At 59.0% G+C, this 22,657-nt stretch carries 15 protein-coding genes; 2 read left to right on the forward strand and 13 right to left on the reverse strand.

Annotated elements, in window-relative coordinates; all coding sequences use genetic code 11:
• Positions 1-4: 4 nt before the first annotated feature.
• Together PKO02S_RS02580 and PKO02S_RS02585 are read left to right on the forward strand one after the other, a co-directional pair.
• Positions 5-1,183: a S8 family serine peptidase gene (locus PKO02S_RS02580; protein ID WP_164821259.1), complete on the forward strand. Its 1,179-nt coding sequence runs from the start codon at positions 5-7 to the stop codon at positions 1,181-1,183.
• A gap of 51 nt (positions 1,184-1,234) precedes the next feature.
• Entirely contained in the window at positions 1,235-4,291 is a 3,057-nt protein-coding gene (locus PKO02S_RS02585; RefSeq protein WP_164821260.1) for an S-layer homology domain-containing protein, read from the forward strand.
• 105 nt (positions 4,292-4,396) lie between these two features.
• On the opposite strand, the gene PKO02S_RS02590 is transcribed toward PKO02S_RS02585, so the two are convergent.
• The 13 genes from PKO02S_RS02590 to PKO02S_RS32210 form a co-directional block, all read right to left on the reverse strand.
• Positions 4,397-5,842 carry a bifunctional 2-methylcitrate dehydratase/aconitate hydratase gene (locus PKO02S_RS02590; RefSeq protein ID WP_127579524.1) on the reverse strand — a complete coding sequence of 482 codons (1,446 nt, stop codon included), beginning with the start codon at positions 5,840-5,842 and terminating at the stop codon, positions 4,397-4,399.
• 23 nt (positions 5,843-5,865) lie between these two features.
• Positions 5,866-6,993: a citrate/2-methylcitrate synthase gene (locus PKO02S_RS02595; protein WP_127579525.1), complete on the reverse strand. Its 1,128-nt coding sequence runs from the start codon at positions 6,991-6,993 to the stop codon at positions 5,866-5,868.
• Positions 6,983-7,921: a methylisocitrate lyase gene (prpB, locus tag PKO02S_RS02600; RefSeq protein ID WP_127579526.1), complete on the reverse strand. Its 939-nt coding sequence runs from the start codon at positions 7,919-7,921 to the stop codon at positions 6,983-6,985. Before prpB ends, PKO02S_RS02595 begins: the two co-directional genes overlap by 11 nt.
• Before the next feature lie 5 nt (positions 7,922-7,926).
• Complete coding sequence (locus PKO02S_RS02605) at positions 7,927-9,138, reverse strand: acyl-CoA dehydrogenase family protein (protein ID WP_127579527.1); 1,212 nt, start codon at positions 9,136-9,138, stop codon at positions 7,927-7,929.
• 19 nt (positions 9,139-9,157) lie between these two features.
• Entirely contained in the window at positions 9,158-10,024 is an 867-nt protein-coding gene (locus PKO02S_RS02610) for a 3-hydroxybutyryl-CoA dehydrogenase (protein ID WP_127579528.1), read from the reverse strand.
• Between the two features lie 23 nt (positions 10,025-10,047).
• Complete coding sequence (mmgA, locus tag PKO02S_RS02615) at positions 10,048-11,316, reverse strand: acetyl-CoA C-acetyltransferase (protein ID WP_127579529.1); 1,269 nt, start codon at positions 11,314-11,316, stop codon at positions 10,048-10,050.
• Between the two features lie 21 nt (positions 11,317-11,337).
• Positions 11,338-12,549, reverse strand: coding sequence for an acyl-CoA dehydrogenase family protein (locus PKO02S_RS02620; RefSeq protein ID WP_127579530.1), 1,212 nt, complete (start codon positions 12,547-12,549; stop codon positions 11,338-11,340).
• Between the two features lie 1,093 nt (positions 12,550-13,642).
• Positions 13,643-19,678: an anti-phage protein ProA gene (proA, locus tag PKO02S_RS02625; protein ID WP_164821261.1), complete on the reverse strand. Its 6,036-nt coding sequence runs from the start codon at positions 19,676-19,678 to the stop codon at positions 13,643-13,645.
• 331 nt (positions 19,679-20,009) lie between these two features.
• Positions 20,010-20,237, reverse strand: a complete 228-nt coding sequence (locus PKO02S_RS02630; protein ID WP_127579532.1) for a DUF6199 family natural product biosynthesis protein — start codon at positions 20,235-20,237, stop codon at positions 20,010-20,012.
• Between the two features lie 587 nt (positions 20,238-20,824).
• Positions 20,825-21,256 carry a hypothetical protein gene (locus PKO02S_RS02635; protein ID WP_127579533.1) on the reverse strand — a complete coding sequence of 144 codons (432 nt, stop codon included), beginning with the start codon at positions 21,254-21,256 and terminating at the stop codon, positions 20,825-20,827.
• A 7-nt stretch (positions 21,257-21,263) separates the two neighbouring features.
• A complete protein-coding gene (locus tag PKO02S_RS34095) occupies positions 21,264-21,545 on the reverse strand; it encodes a hypothetical protein (RefSeq protein WP_246066800.1) in 282 nt (93 codons plus the stop codon).
• Positions 21,546-21,607: 62 nt separating this feature from the next.
• Positions 21,608-21,991 carry an RHS repeat-associated core domain-containing protein gene (locus PKO02S_RS02645; RefSeq protein WP_246066801.1) on the reverse strand — a complete coding sequence of 128 codons (384 nt, stop codon included), beginning with the start codon at positions 21,989-21,991 and terminating at the stop codon, positions 21,608-21,610.
• A 478-nt stretch (positions 21,992-22,469) separates the two neighbouring features.
• On the reverse strand, positions 22,470-22,657 hold a 188-nt coding region (locus tag PKO02S_RS32210), incomplete at its 5' end, for a hypothetical protein (protein ID WP_164821263.1).

Raw genomic sequence — 22,657 nt, forward strand, 5'->3', positions numbered from 1 at the left:
GGGAATGAATTACCGCAGATTAGGGAAACGACTGCTCATTCCGCTGCTCGTTTTATTTGGCGCAATTGCTTGGCATACGTCCCTCCCGCAAGCCACGCCACCTGCGCTCGATGCGGCGGAAGCCGATAAAATTCGAGTATTGAACGAATATTACCGTGTTTCCGATTTGCATGCAAAAGGATTTACGGGCCGAGGCGCGCGAATCGCGATCGTGGCGTTCGATACGTTTCAGCGTTCCGACATTGAGACGTTCTCGCGGCAATTCGACTTGCCTGAGCCGGACATCAACGTCATCTCTCTGTTCGGCGGCGCCATTCATCAGGGAGTGGCAACCGACGGCCATAAGGAAACGACACTGAATATAGACATCGCGCACGCAGCGGCTCCGGACGCGGTGCTGGACGTGTATTCCGTTCCTCCCTCCGTACCATTCTCCATTCTCCTGCAAGCCATTATGGATAACGGACAAGCTCAGCTCGTTACGTTCTCATGGGGACGCGCTCCTAACATGCGAGATGACGAACGCGCCAACGAAGTGATTGAAGAGATGCGCAAACGAGGGATCACCGTGTTCGCTTCGACGGGCAATAACGGTGCAACGGCAGACAATAAGCATCTTCTATCGCCCTCCTATTTGCCGAATGTCGTAGCGGTTGGAGGAACCGTCGTGGCGCGCGATCCGGCATCCGGACGCGCAGTTGAATACGATTGGCCCCTCTCGGTCGGAGGGTGGAGCGTCAAATATCCGTTGCCGCTCTATCAAGCGGGCGCCGCGGAGAAGCTGACGGCGGAAGGCCGAAAATACCGCATGCTGCCGGACATCGTCGGCCCCTCCGTCGTCGTAACCGCAACCGAATCGCCGAATTCGGAGCGGAGCGGGATTCCGATCTATGTCACGGATCCTTTAACAGGGGAGGGCCAGTGGGACCAGGCAACCGGGACAAGCGTCGCCGCCCCCTATGTGGCCGGTATATTTGCCAATATAGTCGGTGGACTGGGCAGAGGCTTGGGGGACCTTCATGAGCCGCTTTACAAGCTGATGGAACAGCCAGCCTTTAACCGCGTGAAGGCCGGCAACCATGAAGGCGTCTTTGAAAGGGGGGATTTCTATTCGATGGCAACGGGACTCGGCAGTATCAATGCCTATGAAATGGCGGTCGCACTGGGCTTGATTCCGGAATAAGAGCCGCTTTGAAATGATTCCCAACATTTATTTTAAGGAAGGATGTCCTCCATGAATCGACGCTTTAAACGTTCTGTTATACGGTTGGTTATCATCGCGTGCATGCTGTTGACCGCTATTCCGCTTAATATTGCATACGCTGTACCGACTCTTGCGGACCCTCCCGTCACATCCGCCAAAACGTGGTTCGGGTCCTTGTCGGTTTCAGCCGGCCATCTGGAAAACCATGGGAATGCCACCTATACTTTGACGTTGACAGGCCCGTCGGTAGAAATAACTTATACAGCCGATTTCCAATTTGACACAGTCGAATACGAGCTGAATGGCGCACATGGGGGTACTGCTCCAGTCACCATAACCGCCGCTCTCCATGCGAATGAAGGCTCGACGCAGAGCATCGTTTTTCACAATGGCGAAGAAGATGTTCCCATTACCGTTCACTTCTTGTCCGTGACGACGTCGACGAATGTGAGCAACACCGATACGACAGCTTTCCTCATTGGAACAGCGCTCGGCGGCTTCGGCATGTCAACGCCGGTCGGATTCGAATATTCGGAAGATGCGAATTTGGCGAATAGCCTGACAACGAGCGAGGTTTTGTCGGGCAACATGATCTACGGAGCCTTGTCAAACCTGAAACGCGGCACGACGTACTACTACCGGGCTTATGCCCAGATTGGCGGTACGAAGGTGTACGGGGAGGTTCGATCCTTCATAACCGCGACCATGACCGGGATCGACGTGAAGGATGCCAACAACCAGGTGCTGACGAAATCCCCGGCTACGTTCAATTACAATACGACCGTGTACGAGGTGCATGTACCGCATGGCACGACGACCGTGAGCGTAGTCGAGTCCGTGTACTTGGGGACCGCTCTTGAGCCATTGGATGCAACATACGCGGTAAATGGCGGTAGTTCGGCTTCGGAAACATGGCAGTCGCTATCGGACGGCAACATGGCGGCGTCTCATCAGGTCGCTATAACGGCGGATTTGACGACCGTTTGCGTAAGCGCTTTGGCGTTTACAGGTCAGTCTACGCAGCCGAGCGCTTGCGCTTCCGGACAATTTGAAGTCAAAATTATTCGCGATGCTGCGCCCAGCTTGTCCGTCACCACTTCGGCCAATGTGAACAACACCGATACGACAGCGTTCCTCATAGGAATGACGGACGGCTTCGGCATGTCGACGCCAGTCGGGTTCGAGTATTCGGAATATCCGAACTTCTCGGCCAAAGAAACGACGAACGAGGTTTTGTCGGGCAACATGATCTACGGAGCTTTATCGAACCTGAAACGCGGCACGACGTACTATTACCGGGCTTATGCCGTGTTCGAAGAAGTGAAGATGTACGGAGAAGTTCGATCGTTCACGACAGCTACCATGACCGGCATCGACGTGAAGGGTGCAACCGGGAACGTGATGACGAAATCCCCGGCTTCCTTCAGCTACAGTACGACGGTGTACGAGGTGCATGTACCGCATGGTACGACGACCGTGAGCGTAGTCGAGTCCGTGTACTTGGGGACCGCTCTTGAGCCATTGGATGCAACATACGCGGTAAACGGCGGTAGCTCGGCTTCGGAAACGTGGCAGTCGCTATCGGACGGCAAAATGGCGGCGTCTCATCAGGTCGCTATAACGGCGGATTTGACGACCGTCTGCGTAAGCGCTTTGGCGTTTACAGGTCCGACTCAGCAGTCCAGCGCTTGCGCTTCCGGACAGTATGAAGTCAGGATCATTCGCGATGCCGCGCCGCCTGCACCGGAGCCGGAGCAAACACCGATTTCTACCCCGACGAAAGCCATACTCGTACTGGACTCCGACCCGAACCGGAAGGACCAATCGGCGAAAACGGCGATTACCCAAATCATCGGAACGGATTTGACGATGTCGGCCAAGCTGATGACGGCGAACGGAGTGCCTTTGAATATTCCGGATATTCCTATGGGCGCAGACGGGTCGTTTAGTCTGAACAACGTGCCGCCAGGAGAATACAAGGTCGCTCTGAGCGTCGTTGCGCCGACAGGCGAGAAGCTCGCCGGATGTATCGCGAAGCTGATCGTGAACAGTAACGGGAGCGCCACCCTTGAAGCGGGTCTCATCGACCCTTACGGGATTGTGACGGATGCGGTTACCGGTCGAACGATCGACGGAGCGAAGCTTACCCTGCATTGGACGGACACCGAGTTAAACCGTTCCAAGGGCAGAAAGCCCGGCGATCTGGTTGTACTGCCGATCTTGCCGGACTTTGCTCCGAACCAGAACCGCGATCCGCAAATGTCCGTAGACGGGGGACAGTACGGCTGGATGGTATTCCCGGACGGGGACTACTATATCCTCGCTGTAAAAGACGGATACGACACGTTCGACAGCCGCAAGGACTTGCGCGACGAGCTGCAGGGAGACGATAGCTATATTAAAAACGGCAACATTCACGTAGGCACTTCGATTGTGCAGTACAGCTTCGCCATGCAGCCGAAAATCGTCGGCTCCGGCGAACACAAGCCGTACATGCTCGGTTATCCGGACGGCTCCTTCCTCCCGGAACGCGGCATCTCGCGCGCCGAGACGGCGGCGATTCTGAGCCGCTTGTTCACGGCGAATGCAGACCAGACGGCAACCTCCGTTGTTCCATTCGCAGACGTAGAGAACACGCATTGGGCGGCGGATGCCATCGCAGAGGCAGCCGCGCAGCTGTGGATGGTCGGCTATTCGGACGGCAGCTTCCGTCCGGAGCAGCAAGTGACGCGTGCCGAGTTCGCGCAAGTTTTGCTGAATGTGAAGAAATGGAGCGAGACGGCGGAAACCGCCTTTACCGATGTTAAGGGGCACTGGGCTTTGAAGGCCATTGCCGCGCTGCAGAAGCAAGTTCATCTCCCGGGCTACCCGGACGGCACCTTTCGCCCGGATCAACCGATCCAGCGCGTGGAAGCCGTCAAAGTGTTCAATCAGCTGACAGATCGCCAGCCATGGTCGGTTCAGGCTGCGCCGAGATGGACGGATGTCCCTGCGGGACATAGGGACTTCAATGCAATCATGGAAGCGTCCGTGCCGCATGACTACGATCGGTTCGAGCTCGGGTTTGAGAACTGGACGTCCAAATAAACGCTTCAAAACGAAGAGCTTGCGGCACTCGGCCGCAAGCTCTTCGTTTTGGGTTGGAACGGGCGTTTCTTGTGTTCTGGCCGTCGCAGAATATCGAAGAATTACTTAAATGACAAACAGGTCGATAAACTCGCGCACCGGAGTCTGCGCCAGCTTCTCGGCATCGCGGCATAGCGCCAGGATCGCCTTCGCTTGTTTGGTCGGAAACCGGGTCATTACATTAGCTTCGAATTTGTGTATCAAGAGCGGAATGCCTTCCGCCCTTCTGCGCCGATGGCCGATCGGATATTCCACTCCCACCTTTGCCGTCGCCGTTCCATCGCGGAAAAACACCTGTAGGGCATTGGCGATCGAACGTTTGTCAGGATCAAGATATTCGCGCGAGTAGCGCGAGTCCTCCTCCGTCACCATCGTGGAGCGGAGCCGGTCGATACGCGGATCGGCCGCCGCCGCATCCTCGTAATGATCGGCGGTCAGTTGGCCGTGCAGCAGCGCGATCGCCACCATGTACTGGAGACAGTGGTCCCTGTCAGCCGGATTGTGAAGCGGACCGGTTTTGTCGATGATGCGGATCGCCGACTCATGCGTCGTAATCACGATCCGGTCGATTTCGTCGATCCTCCCCTTTACTTCCGGGTACAGATGGATCGCGCATTCCACTGCCGTTTGCGCGTGAAATTCGGCAGGGAACGAAATTTTGAATAGAACATTCTCCATTACATAGGATCCGAACGGCCTCGCCAGCTTAAACGGTTTGCTTTTGAAAAGAACGTCGTAGAATCCCCACGTCTTCGCGGTCAATGCCGACGGGTAGCCCATCTCTCCCTTCATCGTCATAAGGGCGAGCCTCACCGCACGGCTGGTGGCGTCGCCGGCGGCCCACGATTTGCGAGGGCCGGTGTTAGGCGCGTGCCGATATGTGCGCAGCGGATGACCGTCGAGCCAGGCGTTGGAGATTGCGGACGCGATGTCCTCTCGCGTCCCTCCTAGCAGTTGGGTGACGACGGCGGTCGACGCTACCTTGACGAGTATGACATGGTCCAGGCCGACGCGGTTGAAGCTGTTCTCCAAGGCTAGGATACCTTGGATTTCGTGCGCTTTGATCATCGCGGTCAGCACGTCGCGCATTGTAAGCGGATGTGTCGCGGCGGTGGTGCGGGTTCGGCTGAGATAGTCGGCTATGGCGAGGATGCCGCCCAAATTGTCGGAAGGATGGCCCCACTCGGCGGCCAGCCACGTATCGTTGTAATCGAGCCAGCGGATCATGCAGCCGATATTGAAAGCCGCAGCGATCGGGTCGAGCACGAACGACGTGCCGGGCACACGGGCCCCGTTCGGCACGATCGTGCCAGGCACGACCGGCCCGAGCAGCTTGGCGCACTCCGGGTAGCGCAGCGCGAGCAGCCCGCAGCCAAGCGTATCCATCAGACAGAGGCGGGCCGTCTCGTACGCCTCCTCGCTCTCGATCGCCGCCACCGCCGCGTAGTCGGCTATGGCGGTCAGCAGCGCGTCGGGCTCGGGACGGGCGCCGGTAGCGATAGGTCCTGACATCTGTTGCAGTCCACCTCCTGGGGTTAGCTTCGCTCCTCCAGCAGCAGCCACGGCTGCGGCTCGGGACCGTCGTAATCGGCTCGCGGGCGAATGAGCCTGTTGTTGCCGCGCTGCTCGATGACATGCGCCGCCCAGCCGCTCGTGCGAGACAGCACGAACACCGGCGTGAACAGCGGCGTCGGGATGCCGAGCAGCCGATAAGCCGAAGCGCTGTAGAAGTCCAGATTCGGGAACAATCGTTTCTCCCGCCGCATGAGCTGCTCGATCCGCTCGGAAATGTTATAGATCCGGAGTGTGCCGGCGGCCTCAGCTAACCGGCGTGACCAACGTTTGACGATGTCGGATCTGGGGTCCGAGACGGTGTAGACGCGGTGGCCGAAGCCCATGATCAGCTGCTTGCGGGAGAGCAGGCTGAGTACGCCTTGCTCCGCCTCCTCGGGGCTGTCGTAGGCGTCGATAAGCTCCATCGCCGCCTCGTTGGCCCCGCCGTGCAGCGGTCCGCGCAGCGTGCCGATGCCGGTCGCGATCGACGAGTAAAAGTCGGACAGCGTGGAGGCAGTGACGCGGGCGGCGAAGGTGGAGGCGTTGAACTCGTGCTCCGCATACAGCGTAAGCGAGACGTCCATCGCCTTCTCGTGCAGCTCGCTTGGCGCCTGCCCGTGCAGCAGGCGCAGGAAGTGCGCGGCGACGCTCTCCTCCGGCGTCGCCGATGCGGTGTCGATGCGCCGCCCGGAGCGGTGGTACTGCTGCCAGTAGAGCAGCATCGAGCCGAAGGCGGCCAGCAGTCTGTCGGCCACCTCATGGGGGCCGCGCCTTTGCTCTTCGGGCTCGAAGGCGGCTAAGGCCGAGCAGCCCGTGCGCAGCACGTCCATCGGATGCGCGGTGCCGGGCAGCCGCTCCAGGATGGCGAGCAGCGGCTCCGGCAGCTCGCGTTTGGATGCGAGGCGGCGGCGGTACATCTGCAGCTCGGTTTGGTTGGGCAGTTTGCCGTACAGCAGCAGGAACGCCGTCTCCTCGAAGGAGCCGCGCTCCGCGAGATCTTCTACCGAGTAGCCTCGATAGTGAAGCCCATGTCCTTCCTTGCCTACGGTTGAAATGCTCGTTCGACCCGCGACAACATCGGCGAGTCCCCCGGTTTTGTTAGCCGCCATCCCCGTCCTCTCCCTTCGGATTCGTTGTTCCGTACAGCTCATCGAGCTTCCGTTCGTACGCGTAGTAGTCCAACGTATCGTACAAGTTTGTGCGGGTCTGCATCCGGCTTACGACTGCCTGCTGGGTTCCATCGCGGCGAATCGTACGGTACACCTCCAGCGCTGCTGCGCTCATCGCCCGGAAAGCGGAGAGCGGATATAGAGCAAGCGAGACGCCGACGCCGCGCAGCTCCTCCAGCGTGTAGAGCGGCGTCCGACCGAACTCGGTCAAGTTGGCGAGCACTGGCACCTGCACCGCCTTGGTGAAAGCGTGATACTGCTCCAGATCGGTCATCGCCTCGGGAAAAATCATATCGGCGCCCGCTTCGACGCAAGCGCATGCCCGTTCGATCGCCGCCTGCAATCCTTCCACGGCCAGGGCGTCTGTGCGGGCCATGAGGACGAAATGCGGATCTTCTCTCGCATCAGCCGCCGCTTTAATCCGGTCGACCAGTTCGTCTTGACTCACGATCGCCTTGTTCGGCCGGTGACCGCATCGTTTCGCCGCGATCTGATCCTCGATGTGAATGCCGGCCACCCCGGCGCGGGTCATCTCGCGGACGGTGCGGGCGATCTGGAAGGCGCCGCCGAAGCCGGTGTCCGCATCGACGAGCAGCGGCAACGGGGTGGCGCTTGTGATGCGCCTCGCATCCTCCAGAACATCGTTCAGCGTCGTGATACCGAGATCCGGAAGGCCGAACAAAGCGTTCGCGACCCCCGCCCCGGACAAGTACAAAGCACGAAACCCGGCCTGCTCCGCGAGCAAAGCCGAATAGGCGTTGATCGCGCCTGCCAGCTGCAACGGCCGCTCTTCATGGACCGCTAGCCTTAGTCGCTCGCCCGGCGAAGATCGGGATTCATGGCCTCCGGGTGGTTGTGATGGTGCCATAACGCTCACTCCTTCAGCAGGTGATTGCCGATTACGATCCGATGAATCTCATTCGTTCCTTCGTAGATTTGCGTCACCTTGGCGTCGCGGAACAGCCGCTCGAACGGCAGCTCCTTCGACCACGCCTCCGGCCCGAGCAGCTCGATCGCCTCCCCGGTAACGGCGACGGCCGTATCCGAGGCGAACAGCTTCGCCGTCGACGCCTCGCGCGTGCAGGGACGGCCCGCTTGGCGCAGGCAGGCGGCGCGATAGACGAGCAGGCGGGCGGCCTCGACCTGCTGGGCGAGCGCGGCGAGCTTCGCCAGCACGGCACCGGCACGGGCGCTGTCGGCGCCGGTGGCGCGGCTGCGGCTGGGGCCGCCGGGCGTGCCGAGGCCGCCTGGGCAGTCTGCGCCGATGCGGCTGTTGCGGCTGTCCGGCAGCAGCCGGGTGGCGGCCGCCTCTAGAGCCGCCTCGGCGATGCCCAGCGCCTGCGCCGCGATGCCGATGCGCCCGCCGTCGAGCGCGCCGAGCGCGACCGCGAAGCCCGCGCCTTCTTCGCCGAGCCGCTGGGCCGCCGGCACCGAGACGCCGTCCAGCTGAAGCTCGCCTGTGTTCGAGCCGTGCAGTCCCATCTTGCGCTCCGGGCGGCCGACGCGGAACCCCGGCATACCCGGCTCGAGCAGAATTGCGGTTATACCTCGGGCTCCTCTGCCCGATGCTGTCACGGCGAATGTCAAATACAAATCGGCGGCTCCGGAATTGGTGATGAACACCTTGGAGCCGTTCAGTATGTAACGGTCGCCTTCACGAGTCGCCGTCGTGCGGATCGATGCGGCGTCGGAGCCGGCCGACGGCTCGGTCAGCGCGAACGCCCCCAGCCACTCGCCCGCCGCCAGCCGGGGCACATATTGCCGCTTCTGCTCCTCCGTCCCATGCGACAGCAACGGCAGCGTGCCTACCGACGTATGCACCGACAGGATCACCCCGAAGGTCGCGCTTGCCTTCGATAGCTCGTGTATGGCCGCGATGTAGGACACGAAGTCCGCGCCCGCCCCTCCCCATTCCTTCGGGATCGGGATGCCCATCAACCCTTCGTCCGCCATTCTCGCGACGAGCCGGCGGGGAAACGCATCGTCCCGCTCCATATCAGGCAGGCATGGGACGATCTCTTGCCGGGCGAACGTCCGCGCTTTGCGCCGCATCGCCTCTTGTTCGTCCGTGAAACGCAGCTCCATCGCGACCGACGCTCCTTTCTCAGGGCTGGACGGCGTACGTGTAGAAGCCTTTGCCGGATTTCCGTCCGAGCCAGCCTGCCGCCACGTATTTGCGCAGCAGCGGGCAGGGCCGGTATTTCGAGTCGCCGAAGCCCGCATAGAGCGTCTCCATGATCGCCAGACATGTATCGAGACCGATCAGATCGGCGAGCGCAAGCGGTCCCATCGGATGGTTCATCCCGAGCTTCATCACCTGATCGACCGCTTCCGGCTTCGCCACCCCTTCATATACCGCGAAAATCGCTTCGTTGATCATCGGCATTAAGATCCGGTTCGCGACGAAGCCGGGAAAATCGTTCACTTCCACGGGCGTTTTGCCCATTCGTTCAGCCAACTCCATCACCATTTCGCACACCTCGTCGGAGGTCGCTGCACCGCGAATAACTTCCACCAAGGGCATCACCGGCACCGGGTTCATAAAATGCATCCCGATCACCCGATGAGGTGTCGATGTAGCGGCGGCAATTTCCGTAATCGGCAAAGAGGAGGTGTTCGTCGCCAAAATCGCCACCGGTCGACAAACCCGCTCCAGCTCGCGGAAAATAGCAGCCTTTACCGCCACGTTCTCGGCCGCCGCTTCGATCGCCACCTCCGCCGCCGCACACGAATCGGGCTCCAGCTGCTCCAGTACTTGAATGCGGCTTAATGCTGCCGCTTGATCGGCTTCCGTTATCTTTCCTTTTTGCATGGAACGCTCCAGAGCCGCCTGGATTACAGACAGACCATGCCGCACCGCTTGTGGCTCGCGATCATGCAGCAGCACCGTCAGTCCGCGCTGTGCCGCCGTTTGCGCGATGCCGCTTCCCATCTGACCGGCGCCAATTACCAGGATCGTTCGGATGTCCATGCGCCTCACCCGCCCCCTGTCCCCTAAGCATCTACGCGTATCAAGAGCGCGTCGCCTTGCGCCCCGCCGCTGCATATCGCCGCTATGCCGTATCCGCCACCGCATCGCTCCAGCTCGCGGATCAGCGTCAAGACGATGCGCGCCCCGCTCGCTCCGATCGGATGGCCCAAAGCGATGGCCCCTCCGTTGACGTTCACTTTTTCCGCATCCCACTCGAGCATATGGCCGCATGTCAGTACGACCGCTGCGAACGCTTCGTTGACTTCGAACCGCGCAATATCGGCGATGTCCAGGCCGGTTTGCTTCAGCAGCTTGCGAATGGCGAGTGCCGGGGTAGCCGCAATATACGGGGCTTCCGCTCCGACGGTCGCATGCCCTTCGATCCGCGCCAATGGCCGGTCCGGCCCGTAGCGGTTCTCCGCCTCCGCTTGAGACATGACAATCAGCGCCGCCGCGCCGTCGTTCACACCGGGCGCATTGCCTGCCGTAATCGTCCCGTCCGCCATATAAAGCGGCGTCAGTCGGGCCAGCTTGGCGAGATCCGTGTCTGCGCGGGGACATTCGTCGAGCGGCATACCGCTTCCGTTAGCGCCAGACACTACAGCCGCTGTTGCAGCTGCGGCTGCACTTGCGGCGATTTCCTTCGCAAACCGCCCCTCGGCTGCCGCCGTCAAAGCCCGCATATGACTCCTCAACGCCCACTCGTCCTGCTCCTCACGGGTGATGCCATACTCCTTCGCCACCCGGCTGCCGTGGACCGCCATGGGAACGTTTGCAAAAGCACATTGCAGCCCGTCAAGTGTCATCAGGTCAATGAGCGCCGTATCCCCGGTCCTCAGTCCCCATCGCACTTGCCGGTTCAGCGCATACGGCGCTCCACTCATGCTCTCCATACCGCCGGCCACCGCCACCTGGACGTCGCCCGCGCGGATCATCTGATCCGCCATCGTAACGGCGCGCAAGCCGGAGGCGCACACCTTGTTGATCGTATCCGCAGCGACCGTCCAGTCAAGGCCGGCCAGCCGAGCCGCCTGGCGCGCCGGATTTTGCCCGGCCCCGGCCTGCAGCACCATGCCCATGAGCACCGCGTCGATGTCTGCAGCCGCCACTCCGGCCTGCTTGATCGCACCGCCGATCGCCTCCGCTCCCAGCTCCACCGCTTTCCGATCCTTGTGTATGCCGCCGAACCGGCCGAACGCCGTCCGGGCTCCTCCGACGATAACGGCCCTGTTCGTTTTCCCCCCTGCTCCCCCTGTATGACCACGCCCTTTTGGACTCGTATTTTCGCTCATCGTTCCGCCTCCTTCCTCCCGTCACTCCTGCCGGGATCGCAACCAGCTTTCTAAACGGATCAGCCCTGGCCCCTCTTCCGCCTGCAAACAACGAGCATCCCTCATCAACCGTTCCACGCCATATTCCCTTATGTAACCGTAGCCGCCGAGCACCTGCACCGCCTCGACCGTAATCCCTTGCGCGGCGCGAACGGCATAGGAGCATGCCATCGCAGCCTCCCCGGCAAACGGCAGTCCGGTATCCGCCCTCCAGGCAGCCTGATAGGCGAGCAGCCGGGCGGCATCCAGCTTCACGGCCATGTCCGCCAGCTTGAACGAGATGCCTTGCTGCTGGCCGATCGCCTTGCCGAACTGCTTGCGCGTCTTCGCATAATTCCCTGCGGCATCCATCGCAGCTTGCGCAATGCCCACGGCAACGGCTGCCGTGCCGAGGTCCGAGAGCGCCGAGGTCCAACGCGCCATTTCCTCGATTTGCGAAGAGCTGGCAGGGAGAGCCGCTTGCTCGCACTGGTCCAGCCGGATCGGACCTTGCGGGAAGGAAGCCAAGCCGAGCTTGCGGATCGGAGGACCGTGGCCGAAGCCTGAAGCTCCTTGCTCAACGGCGAACACGCCCCAGCGCTTCTTCCTGCGCTTTTTCCCTTGCTGCGATCCGGACTTCCCTTGCCAGGCAAAGACGACATACACATCGGCCTCCCCGGCCAAGTCTACGCAGTCACTTCCGCCATTCAGCACCAAGCTGTCACCGGCTTCATCCGCTTCGTTCCAGTTCACCTGCCATGTAGTGCCGTCGGCTGCCGACAACCGGGGTTGCATCGGCAAGAACTTCGGCAAGATCCATGATCCAAGCTTGTCGCCGACCGCCAACTGTCGAACTAGCCGCAACAGTTCGCCATTGGCGTCGCCTCCGTTGCCGTCATCGCCACAGCCGCCGCTGAGCCGAACAAGCGCGCCGCAGCAAGCATGATGCGCCGCTAGGACCGCTCCCGTGGAGCCGCAAGCCCTCGCCAGCTCCTCGATGGCGACGGTCATCGCGACGAAGTCGCCTCCCGCGCCACCGACCTTCTCCGGCCAAGGGATGCCGGCGAGCCCAAGCTCGCTCAGCTTGCCGAACAGCTTGCGGTCGAACCGCGCCTCCTCATCTCGCTTGCTCGCACCGGGCGCCACATTCCCCTCCGCGAAAGCCCTCACCGCGTCGCGGATCATTTCCTGCTCCTCCGTCAATTGGAAACGCACAAGCGCCCCTCCTCTCGGCCAAGGAAATTACCGGCTCGCCCACATTCGGACAGACTTTGACGCCTTTCGCGCTTATTCCAGTCTATGAGCCCTCCGGGAAGCTTACGCCATCCCTTTGTAAAAAGGGACCTTCGGTCCGAAACTTCACACGTTACTCCGTACCGCCACTCCACCGTAACCCCAGACAAGCCTGGCCCTGCAACTCGCAGAGCCGAGCGCCTCCCCCGTCAGGATGTCGAACTGCAGGCGGGCACAATTAGCCGGTTTCGAGTAACAATTCTGCACACAGGCGTCCCTTTCAGCACAATTAGCCGGTTTCGAGTAACATTTCTGCGCACAGGTGTCCCTTTCAGCACAATTAGCCGGTTTCGAGTAACAATTCTGCGCACAGGCATCCCTTTCAGCACAATTAGCCGGTTTCGAGTAACAATTCCTCACGCGGCCTTCCACGGCTCCCGTTTTGGAAGCCTTTCCGATCTCGAGCGGACACAGATGACCTATTTCCTCCCAACCAGTCTCCCGCATCGGATTTTCCACTTCCTCTTCCTGCCCTCTCCAGTCCTTCTTTCGTTCATGGCGTTCCGTTTTTTCTGCAAAACCGTCTCCTAAGGCGATCCATGATCGGCCCCTTCCGTCGGATTCTCGCAACGAGCTCTATCCTCCACTCTATGCGAGGATTTTCGAGCGCCGTGGCGCCAGCACCCTTGCTCCCTAGTCCGAAAAAATCGGACTACCGCGTGCCTCGCCACCAGGAAAAGCTACGTAGTCCGAATTTGCCAAATTGGAGCGACGTTTTCGGAAGGGGAGTGCGGAAACGGCTCTGCAAGTGGGAAAAATCGGACTAGAGCACGTTTCCTCCATCGCTCCTGCCACGCAGTCCGAAAAAATCGGACTAGAGCGTACAGAGGACTTTTCATGCACCCGCCACTGCAGCACAGGACCCGGGCATTGAAGGTCATACGCAAAATGGGTCAGATTTAAAAGCCCTGCCATACTTTATCCAGAGCTCTGCGCCGTCTATAGTTTCCTTTACAACAAAAAAACGCCGGACCAAGACTCTCCAGTCTCGATCCGACGCCTATTCACAAACCGGTTACAGCTTCAAAACAACCCGACCCTGCTCATCCACCGCCGCCACGCCACGTTCCGCAGCTAGCTCGATACCCGTACGGATCGCGCGGTCCAAGGCGGCGCCGCTGCGCTGGTAGCCGAACGCCTTGGCCACCTCGCGGACGAGGTCCTCATGCGGCAACGAAATTTGCCCGGCCAGCACATAACGGACGGCGGCAGCGATTTCTTCCGGCGGCAAGTCCTCCGCGCTGCGGCGGTCGTTCTCATCCTCGGCCGGACGGAACTGATCGTAGCCGGACGGATCGATGCCGGGCGGCCAATAATACATCCGCTCGTCATGCATTGTCGTGATCCACTCTACGCCGGCGAACAGCTCCTCGAAGCGCTGCTCGAGCTTCGCGCCCATCCGGGCGATGCCCCATGCCTGCAGCACGCGTCGGCAAATGAGCGCACGGCTGATCGGCCCTTCCTCCTCGATGACCTCGACGATCTGGCTGCGGATCAGCCGTGTCTCCCGCGGGCTGAAGAAGGCGTCCGCCGGCCCGCTCTCGGGATCGAGAACATGGATGCGATAAGACGGCATGGAGACGGGAGCAGACGGTTTCAGGCTGACTTGAGAGACCGCAGCAGCGGCTCCTTGCTTTTCCGCAAGTGGAGGGGCGACAGCCTGTTCCCGATTCGATACTTCGACGGTCGGCTGGTCAACTGCCCCAGAAGTTTCAACCAGCTCCCGCGCTGCCCCCGAAACGGAGGACAACTGCACCCGCTTCACCGCCTGCACGACCCGCTCCGCCTCGCGAGCGGGATCGTCCCACCAGTCGAGCGACCATACTTTGTGCAGCGTCCAGCCAAGCTGCCGCAGCACGCGGTCGCGCAGTACATCGCGGTCGCGCGCCGACCGCGCTCCGCTATACATACCGCCGTCTGTTACTACGCCCAGGATGTAGCGGGTCGAATCCTTCGGATCGACGATCGCCAGATCGACGCGGTACCCGGAGCTGCCGACATGCGTATCGACCACATACCCGTGCTCGCGAAGCCGATCGGCCATTTGCACTTCCATTCCAGCCGCTACAGACACCCCTGCGCCTAGGTCGCCTCCTTGAATCGCGAGCGCTTGCCGGCCTTTTTCCGCATACTCGAGAAAAGCCTTCAACCCCGCTACGCCAACCGCACCGGTCCTCGACGAGCTCAGGTGCTCCGCCTTGAGCGTCGAGAACACAATCATCTCGTGCCGCGCTCGGGATACCGCCACGTTCAGACGGCGCCAGCCGCCTTCCCGGTTGAGCGGGCCGAAGTTCATCGACACTTTACCGCTCGAGTCGGGGCCGTAGCCGATCGAGAACAGGATGACGTCGCGCTCATCCCCTTGTACGTTCTCGAGGTTTTTGACGAAGATCGGCTCCGCCGTCTGCAGCGCTGCCGCTTCCAGCTCCGGCCGGCGGCGAAGCAGCTCGTCGAGCATGTCTTCGATCAGATTTTGCTGCACCGAGTTGAAGGTGACGACGCCGATGCTTTGCGCCTGCAGCGCCGGATCGCTCAGCCTTCTCGCGATTTCGCCCACGACCGCCTCGGCCTCGGCTCGATTCGTCTTCGTCCGGCCGCGGTCGTACGTGCCGCTCACATGCTGGAGGCGAACTCGCGAGGTGAGCTCGCTGGGCGACGGGAACGTCAGCAGCTTGTTCTCGTAATATTGCCGGTTGCTGAAGGCGATCAAGCTCTCGTGACGGCTGCGGTAATGCCAGAGAAGATGCCCCTCCGGCATGCCCAGCGCCAAACAATCGTCCAGCACGCTCTCCAGATCCTCCGTCGCCAATTCCTCCTCGGACGGATCTTGATTGACGCTCGAGAAAAAGCTCGTCGGCGGCAGCTGCTTCGGATCGCCGACTACGACGACGCTTTGTCCGCGCGCCATCGCGCCTACCGCCGCCGAGGTCGGCATCTGCGAAGCTTCGTCGAACACGACAAGATCGAATGGCGGTGTCGCCGGGTCCAGGTACTGCGCGACCGAGATCGGGCTCATCAGCATGCAGGGGCATAGCCGGCCGAGCAGGTTCGGGATCTGCTCAAACAGCTTGCGGATCGACAACGAGCGGCCGCCGCTACGGATAGCGCGCAGCAGGATGCCCATCTCCGAGCTCTGCGCCGCATCCGCAGCCGCTTGGGGGATTCGCGCCGATAGCCGCGCCGCGATCTCCTGCCGCGTGAGCTCCTCGAATCGGTCGCTCAGCTCGCCGAATCGGCGGATCGTCTCCTCGAACAGCTTGCTCGAGAACGTGTACAATAGCGGATGCGCCGCGATCATCGATTCTGCGCAAGCTTGGTACAACGCCCGCTCGAACGCCGACACCGCCTCATCGCCGGCAAGGCGGCCTTCCTCGTAAGGCTCGATCAGCATGTCGAGTCCAGCTTCCAGCGCTTTGGTCCGCGTTCGCCGGTAGGCGCACCAGTCGCGTAGGCGGTTTAGGTTGGATGCCCATATCTCAGCTTTGGCGATGCGGAACGCGTGCCAGCCGCCGCTCTCAAGATTCCAGGCCGCCTGCAGCTCCAACGCGTCGACGTCGACGCCCAGCAAGCTGAACAGTTCTCTCTGCAGCGCCTCGGCCTGCTGAGTCAGCTCGAGGCAAGCTTGCAGCAGCGGCCCGATTTGAGTCAGAAACGCCGCTCGGCCACCGTCAAACCGCTCCGCCAGCTGGCGACGAAGAGCGCCTAGCTCCGGACCGTCAACCGCAAGCCTGGCGAGAATCCGGTTCAGCTCGCTGAGCCACACTCCCGCCTCCTCTACCGTCTGCCAATCCGCCGCATTGCCGGCATTCCACAGCTTCTCGCCGAGCCAGGCGCTCGCCTGCTGCTCGGCTTGGCGCAGCGTCTCTTCCTCCTGCTTCCATTGCAGGAACAAGTTCAAATGCTCTTCGACCTGCTCTTTCCCGACGGTTGCTCCACCGGTGCCGGTGCCTTGTCCAGCGCTCATGGAGCGCAGTCTTTTCACGATGCGGTTCTGGCCGAGCCACTTCGGCGCGAACCATTGCAGCTCCGCCGCTTGCCATGCGGCGAGCGCTCCTGCGGCGTCGAATGTGGCGATCGACGCTGCGTCATAGCCCGCCGCCACCACTCGGCGGCGCAGCTCGTCCCGGCTGCGGCCATGCCGCGCCAGCCGGCTCAGCTCCGCCGCCGCGAACTCGTGCTCGTCCATCCGGACCAGCGCCGCCCGGATGTCCGGCACGCTCGCGAGCGCGGCGAACAGCTCTTGCAGCGCGGCCGTCCGTTGCCGCGTCAACCCGCCCGCTGCCGGCCATTCCGGCAGCGCACCCAGCCGCAGCGCGTCGACGGCTTGCCCCAGCGCCTGCTCGCTCTGCGCCAGCTTCGCCGCATAAGCGGCGAGCTTGCTCTCGAGCTCGTTCTTGAGGCTGGGCGAGTACTCCTCGCAGCCCAGCTCCTGCAACGGATGCCGATGAACGCCTCCGGCTTCCGTACCCGCGACAATGAGCTGTCGCGCCAGCTCCAGCCAACCTTGCAGCTGCTCCGGCGTCGCATCCTTCACTTTCGCCCTCGGCATGTCCACGACATCCGGCATCGTCCGCACCCGGTTGAACCGCGTCAAAGCCTCGTAAACGGACAACCCATGGCTATGCTCCTTGGAATGCAACGCCTGGACGAATTCGTTCAGCTCCGCTCTAGCTTGTGCGAGCCGGCCCGCTTCCCGCGACCATTCCTCCGAAGAAGCCGTTTTCGTCGTCTCGAGCGCCATTCGAAGCTGATCGAGCACCACCTTCTTCTTGCTCTTGTTGGAGTGCAGCTCCAGACAGAACGGATCCAGCCCGATCTGCGCCAATCTCCGCTGCACGACGTTAAGAGCGGCCATCTTCTCCGCCACGAACAGCACGGTTTTGCCGTTCGCCAGTGCGCCGGCGATCATGTTCGTGATCGTCTGCGACTTGCCGGTGCCCGGCGGCCCGTGCAGCACGAAGCTCTTGCCCTCCCCTGCCGCGGCGATCGCCGCCAGCTGCGAGGAGTCCGCACTGACGGGGACGGCCAATTGCTTAGGCGCGTACTGGGCGTCCAGGTCGTCGCCGTAGGGGAACAGCGGCTCCGGGGTCCATCTCAAGCTGCCCGCCATCAAACTCGCTACGACTTTGTTCCGTGCCAGCTCCCCCGAGCGGCTCCGAATATCGTTCCACATGACGAACTGGCTGAAGGAAAACAGCCCGAGGCAGCCGGTCTCGAGCACATCCCAGCGCGATTTGCTCATAACCGCATGCCGTACCATCGTGAAAATGCGCGAGAGATCGACGCCTCGCTCGTCCTTCGGCAGCGGATCCATCCCGCCGATCTCGATGCCGAAATCCTGCTTCAGCATTTCGAGCAGCGTGATGTTGAATTGAATTTCGTCCTCTCGTCGCCGCAAAATATAGCCGGTTCTAGACGTCTTCTTCAGCAGCTCCACAGGCAGCAGGACTAGCGGCGCATAACGCGCTTTTTCGCTGACATTCGTCTCGTACCACTTCAAGAGTCCCAGCGCCAAAAATAACGTGTTCGCGCCATTTTCCTCGAGCGACACTCGCGCCGACCGGTACAGATGCGTTAACCGCTCGGTAAGCTCCTTGTCCGTCATATCGGCGCGCAGCCGGCGCTGCTCGAACTCCTGCTTGACCAGCTCCGCGACCGGATCGTTCCGATTCACGCGGCGGTACAAGTCGGCGTCACGGAGCGAGCCGGTCCAGTCCGCCGGTAGCGGCAGCAGCTGAAACTCCTCGTCCGCCGACAGCCGATCCTCCAGATCGCTCAAATTCGCCGTGAGCAGCGGCAAGCTGCTGCGAGTCATGCGGAAATGCAGCAATCCGTTGCGCAGCGTCAGATCCAGCAGCTTGCGCTCCCATTCCTTCTGCTTCGGCATCGCAATGTGACGCACTTCTTCCGGCCGCATATGGACGTTGACACTGCTGGGCGCAAGCGGAGCAGCCTGCCCGTCTCCTCCGAAGCCGTTCTCCGGCGAGTCAGCTGACGCCGCTGCATCCGGCTCGACCTTCCAGCCCTCCGGCGTCGACACTCGCAGCGGCAAAGGCCGGATCGAGCTGGCGCGAGCCCGTCGGACGTCGACGAAACAGTCGAACTTGCGTTCGTCCTGCAGCAGTTCCTGGGCCGCCTGCTCCGCTTGCTCAAAGCGCAAACCCCGGCGATCGGCGTTCACCGCTAGCGCCGTCGCTTCCACGACGCATAGCTCGTGCACGCCGGGAGCCAGCCGCTTCGTGAGCAGCGAGCCGTCGTCCTGCACGCTCTCCGCGAACGTCTCCTTGGTCAGCCAGACGCCGGCGAAGGCATGGCCTTCCGTGAAGACGAGCAGCGGATGCAGGCCGACCGCTTCCAGACAAGCCGCGTAGAACAAGCTGAGGTCGAGGCAGTTGCCCATCCGGTGTCGGAAGAGCGAGTCCGGAAGTCGGACTCGCTGCCCGATCAGCTCGAAGCTGGCAGGTGCCACCGAATAGGTCAAGTGCCGCTTCTGGATCGCCGCGTAGATCGCTGCCGCCTGCATTCTCGCCCGATTCGGGTTCTGGCTCTGGTAGGCGTCGAAGGCCGGGCTGCCGCTCCAGTCGCCGAGAATATCCGACGCCTCGCGCAGCAGCGGCGCCACCTCGGGATGATTCGGCAGCACGAACGCCGCAATCATCTCCGGCAGCACCGCTAGCCCGCTCCATTCGTCGAAGGCTAACACATCAATCGGCAGCACCTCGCCGCCGGCAACACGTCCCCCTGATCTGGCGGTGACCTTCAGCACGCCGGCCAGCCGCTCCGTCAGCTGTACGAGGAACGGAGCGGACAGCTGATAGTCGATCGCTCCGAGATCGACCGTCTGCCCCGCCGGAAGCTCCTCCAGCGTGCGGCTCCAGGCGTAGCCGAACTCCGGCTCGGCCCCAATCGCTACCGTCACTTGCTCCAGCTTCTCCGCCCCATTGTTCCGTATCCTCAGCCGGCGAATGACCGGCACATGATTTTGCTGCCAGGCATAGTTGACCGTCCGACCATATTCGACAATAAACGTTATGTATTCCGATGCGCCCATGGTGCTCCCATCCTTATGCCGTCCGGCTTCTGGCGCCGGATTCATGATCTTTCTTCAAGTACTCATTATACCATATCGGGCGCGGCGCTAGACTTTTGTCGATTCGCCGGTTTGCATTATCTGGAATAACCCCTTTTTCCTTCAAATAATCTGATTTCAGCGTAGCTTCACGTACGAAATGTGGGTTGTATCTTTTAAGCAGTATTCCGACTCAAGTGCACAGAGCGCTCACTTTTTTCAAATTATCATTGCACGACTCAAGAAAAAGAAAACCACAATACGAGGGTTAATCGTATTGTGGTTCAAACAGATCATTTCGACATTGTTATTCTTAGATATTAAACCCGCCTACAAATACCACAACGATCAATGCGATGCCAACAATAACCGTAATAAAGCCACCTACTCTGTATCTTTTAAGAGCTGCCTTCGATGGTTTTTTTTTCAGAGTGTTTGTCGCTGTAGTCTTAAAGTCTATTTCGGGAAAGAATATCCCCATTAGTCCCGGAACTACTAGAATTAGTACAAACATAACCGCCAATATTATTCGATCTGTCATTTTGTTCCTCCTAGGTGCTGGACTCAATCCGAATATGTCATTGGATACGATAGTGAGATAGGCTTAACTTTAATCAAAATTGTTTCAGTTTGAAGTCCAAATTCTGTCTGATACATTCGCAGCTCAGGATAATAATCAAATTACTGTTCAAACTGGGAAAAGCATGACAAAATCATCTTGCTATATGATGTGAATGCGACAAACAGATACGGACAAGCCATCTTCAAAAAAGTCTATTTTGTGGCAGAAAACGATGACGGAAAGTTTAAGAATAGCGACATTGGCTATTCAATCATTCGATGAAGAGAGGAGCTTTGATGACATCTGCTCTCTTTTTTATTTGCTTCAAAATAGATACAGTTCTATATCAACAAGTAAAACAATGCAATCCTGTAGAAACAGAGCCGGTTCTGATCTTTTCCAGCATTCGCAGTCACTATGGATTCCGTCAACACTTTAATCGGCCTGGGGGCAAATTCTGTTCGACTGAATTAACATGGTGGTAATGTGCGCTGCTGAGCTACGGTGGTTGGAAAAAGAAAACCACAATACGAGGCTAGTCGGTATTGTGGCAGAAACCGTCCAAATTACTTCATTTTGAATAGAAACCAATTTTCGTCTAATTGTCTTATTTCCGTAAAATACGGACTTCGTGGTTCAACGCCCTCTACAGAAAAAACTAATCCCTGTGTAAAGCCAAAATAAGAATCTCTTACAAAATAAACAAATCCTTTATCACCTGTATGGATTGCGAGGTATCCAATTGCAAAAATTTCAGTAAGGTTATTGTCGCTTGTGTCAAAATGATCCTTGTCATAATGAATGGTGCTCTCGACACTTTGTAACAGCGACTTCCTAGCAATCATATCGAGTAGTGATTTATGTGTTTGAAACTCATTCAGAATAATGCTCTCCATACTTGGTTTTTCTTTATAATTGCTAATCAGTAGCAGAATGGCTGAAACAATTACTATTACAGTTATTATCCCAATGATGAGTGTTTTTTTCAGGGATGCCACCTCTACATTATTTTTTTATTAAATATGACGGTAAATCCCAGAATATAGTTTTAAACGCTTTACCTAGGTCTACTGCTGCTTTTTGACGTTTGTTGAGCAAAACCTGCACCCGCTCTAAGAGCTTCAATTGAAAAGCCTGCTGCTGCACCCAAGTAACCATAAGATATATTATCCGTGCATCTCCCGCAAAAATCTCACCCTCATAAATGACATAAGTAGACAACCACTCTGGTTGAACTTTAATATCAAATAGCTTCTTGTAGCCAACCTGCTCTCTAAACCATCCCATATCTCCACTATGTTCGGAGAAGTTGTCAGAATTACTGCGCATTAGTTGGTTCAGTTTTTCAGTTAAGTCGGCAGTCCTTTGTCTCGATATTTCACATCATCAGGTAATGAAGTACCATTTAGGTGGTAATATGAAACTCTAAGTGCGTCTGCATCCTGTTCTGCTGTCTTATCACCTTTATTGGAGCGTTCTTCAAATGGCTTAACGAGTTCTCTTAAAGTTTCATCGTCAGAATCCTTGTACTTACCAGTCGGGTCTTTGTAGATCAGCGGATTATTCTCCAAATAAGTGTAAAGATTCAAACTCAGCGGATTGCTAATCCGCCCCTCATGCGTATCCTCACCCATAAACCGCGCTATACTCGGATCATACCACCGTGCCCGCAGGTACTGCAACGAAGTGGCGTTATCCCAATACTCGCCCGAATAGCGGAAGGGTTGCTCCAAATACTCTGTCGCCGTCAGCGGATTTTTCCAGATATCATACGTGTACTGGTCAAGCGAGTATTTCCCGTGGAATCCCTCAACTCTACAAACATCACCGTGACCGTTTGCAAGTAGTAGCTCTTCTCCGCATTCGCATCCTGACGGGCCACGAGTCCGCTTCCTCGGATGTACCTCGCTTTAAGCGTGACCGTTCCTCCACTTACCGTCCCTTCTGCAATCACGGAACCACCGTCATAGTACAAGCGAGTAGTGACACCATTCTCTGTACGCTCGGTCAGCAGACCATCCCTATTGTACTTGTAATCTTTCCAGTGGCAGTATGGTGCTCTTAGCGCTTTGAGACAGGTTCACGTACTCTGACGTAACGGCTGCAATACTTTCTTCATAAGTCAGTCCTGTGGCTTGCTGATGATCGAGTGCTTCTCCAACCTCTTTAAGGGTATACCCTTTATCCAGCTCGGATTGAATGACGTCTTCCTCAATGGAGAATTTCTCTTTCAGCTTCTCTACTTTCTTTTTTGTGGCTGGCGTTTTCTCTTCCTGGTGTTGAAGGAGTGTCCTGGGGTGCAACCGAAGCAGCTAAGCGATAAACTGAAAGATTTGTTTCTGTAAATTCAAGGTGTTCATGAAGCTCCCCCGCTTTAACAAGCGACGGACTGTTTATGA

The sequence above is a fragment of the Paenibacillus koleovorans NBRC 103111 genome (assembly GCF_004000845.1).
Lineage (GTDB): Bacteria > Bacillota > Bacilli > Paenibacillales > NBRC-103111 > Paenibacillus_AA > Paenibacillus_AA koleovorans.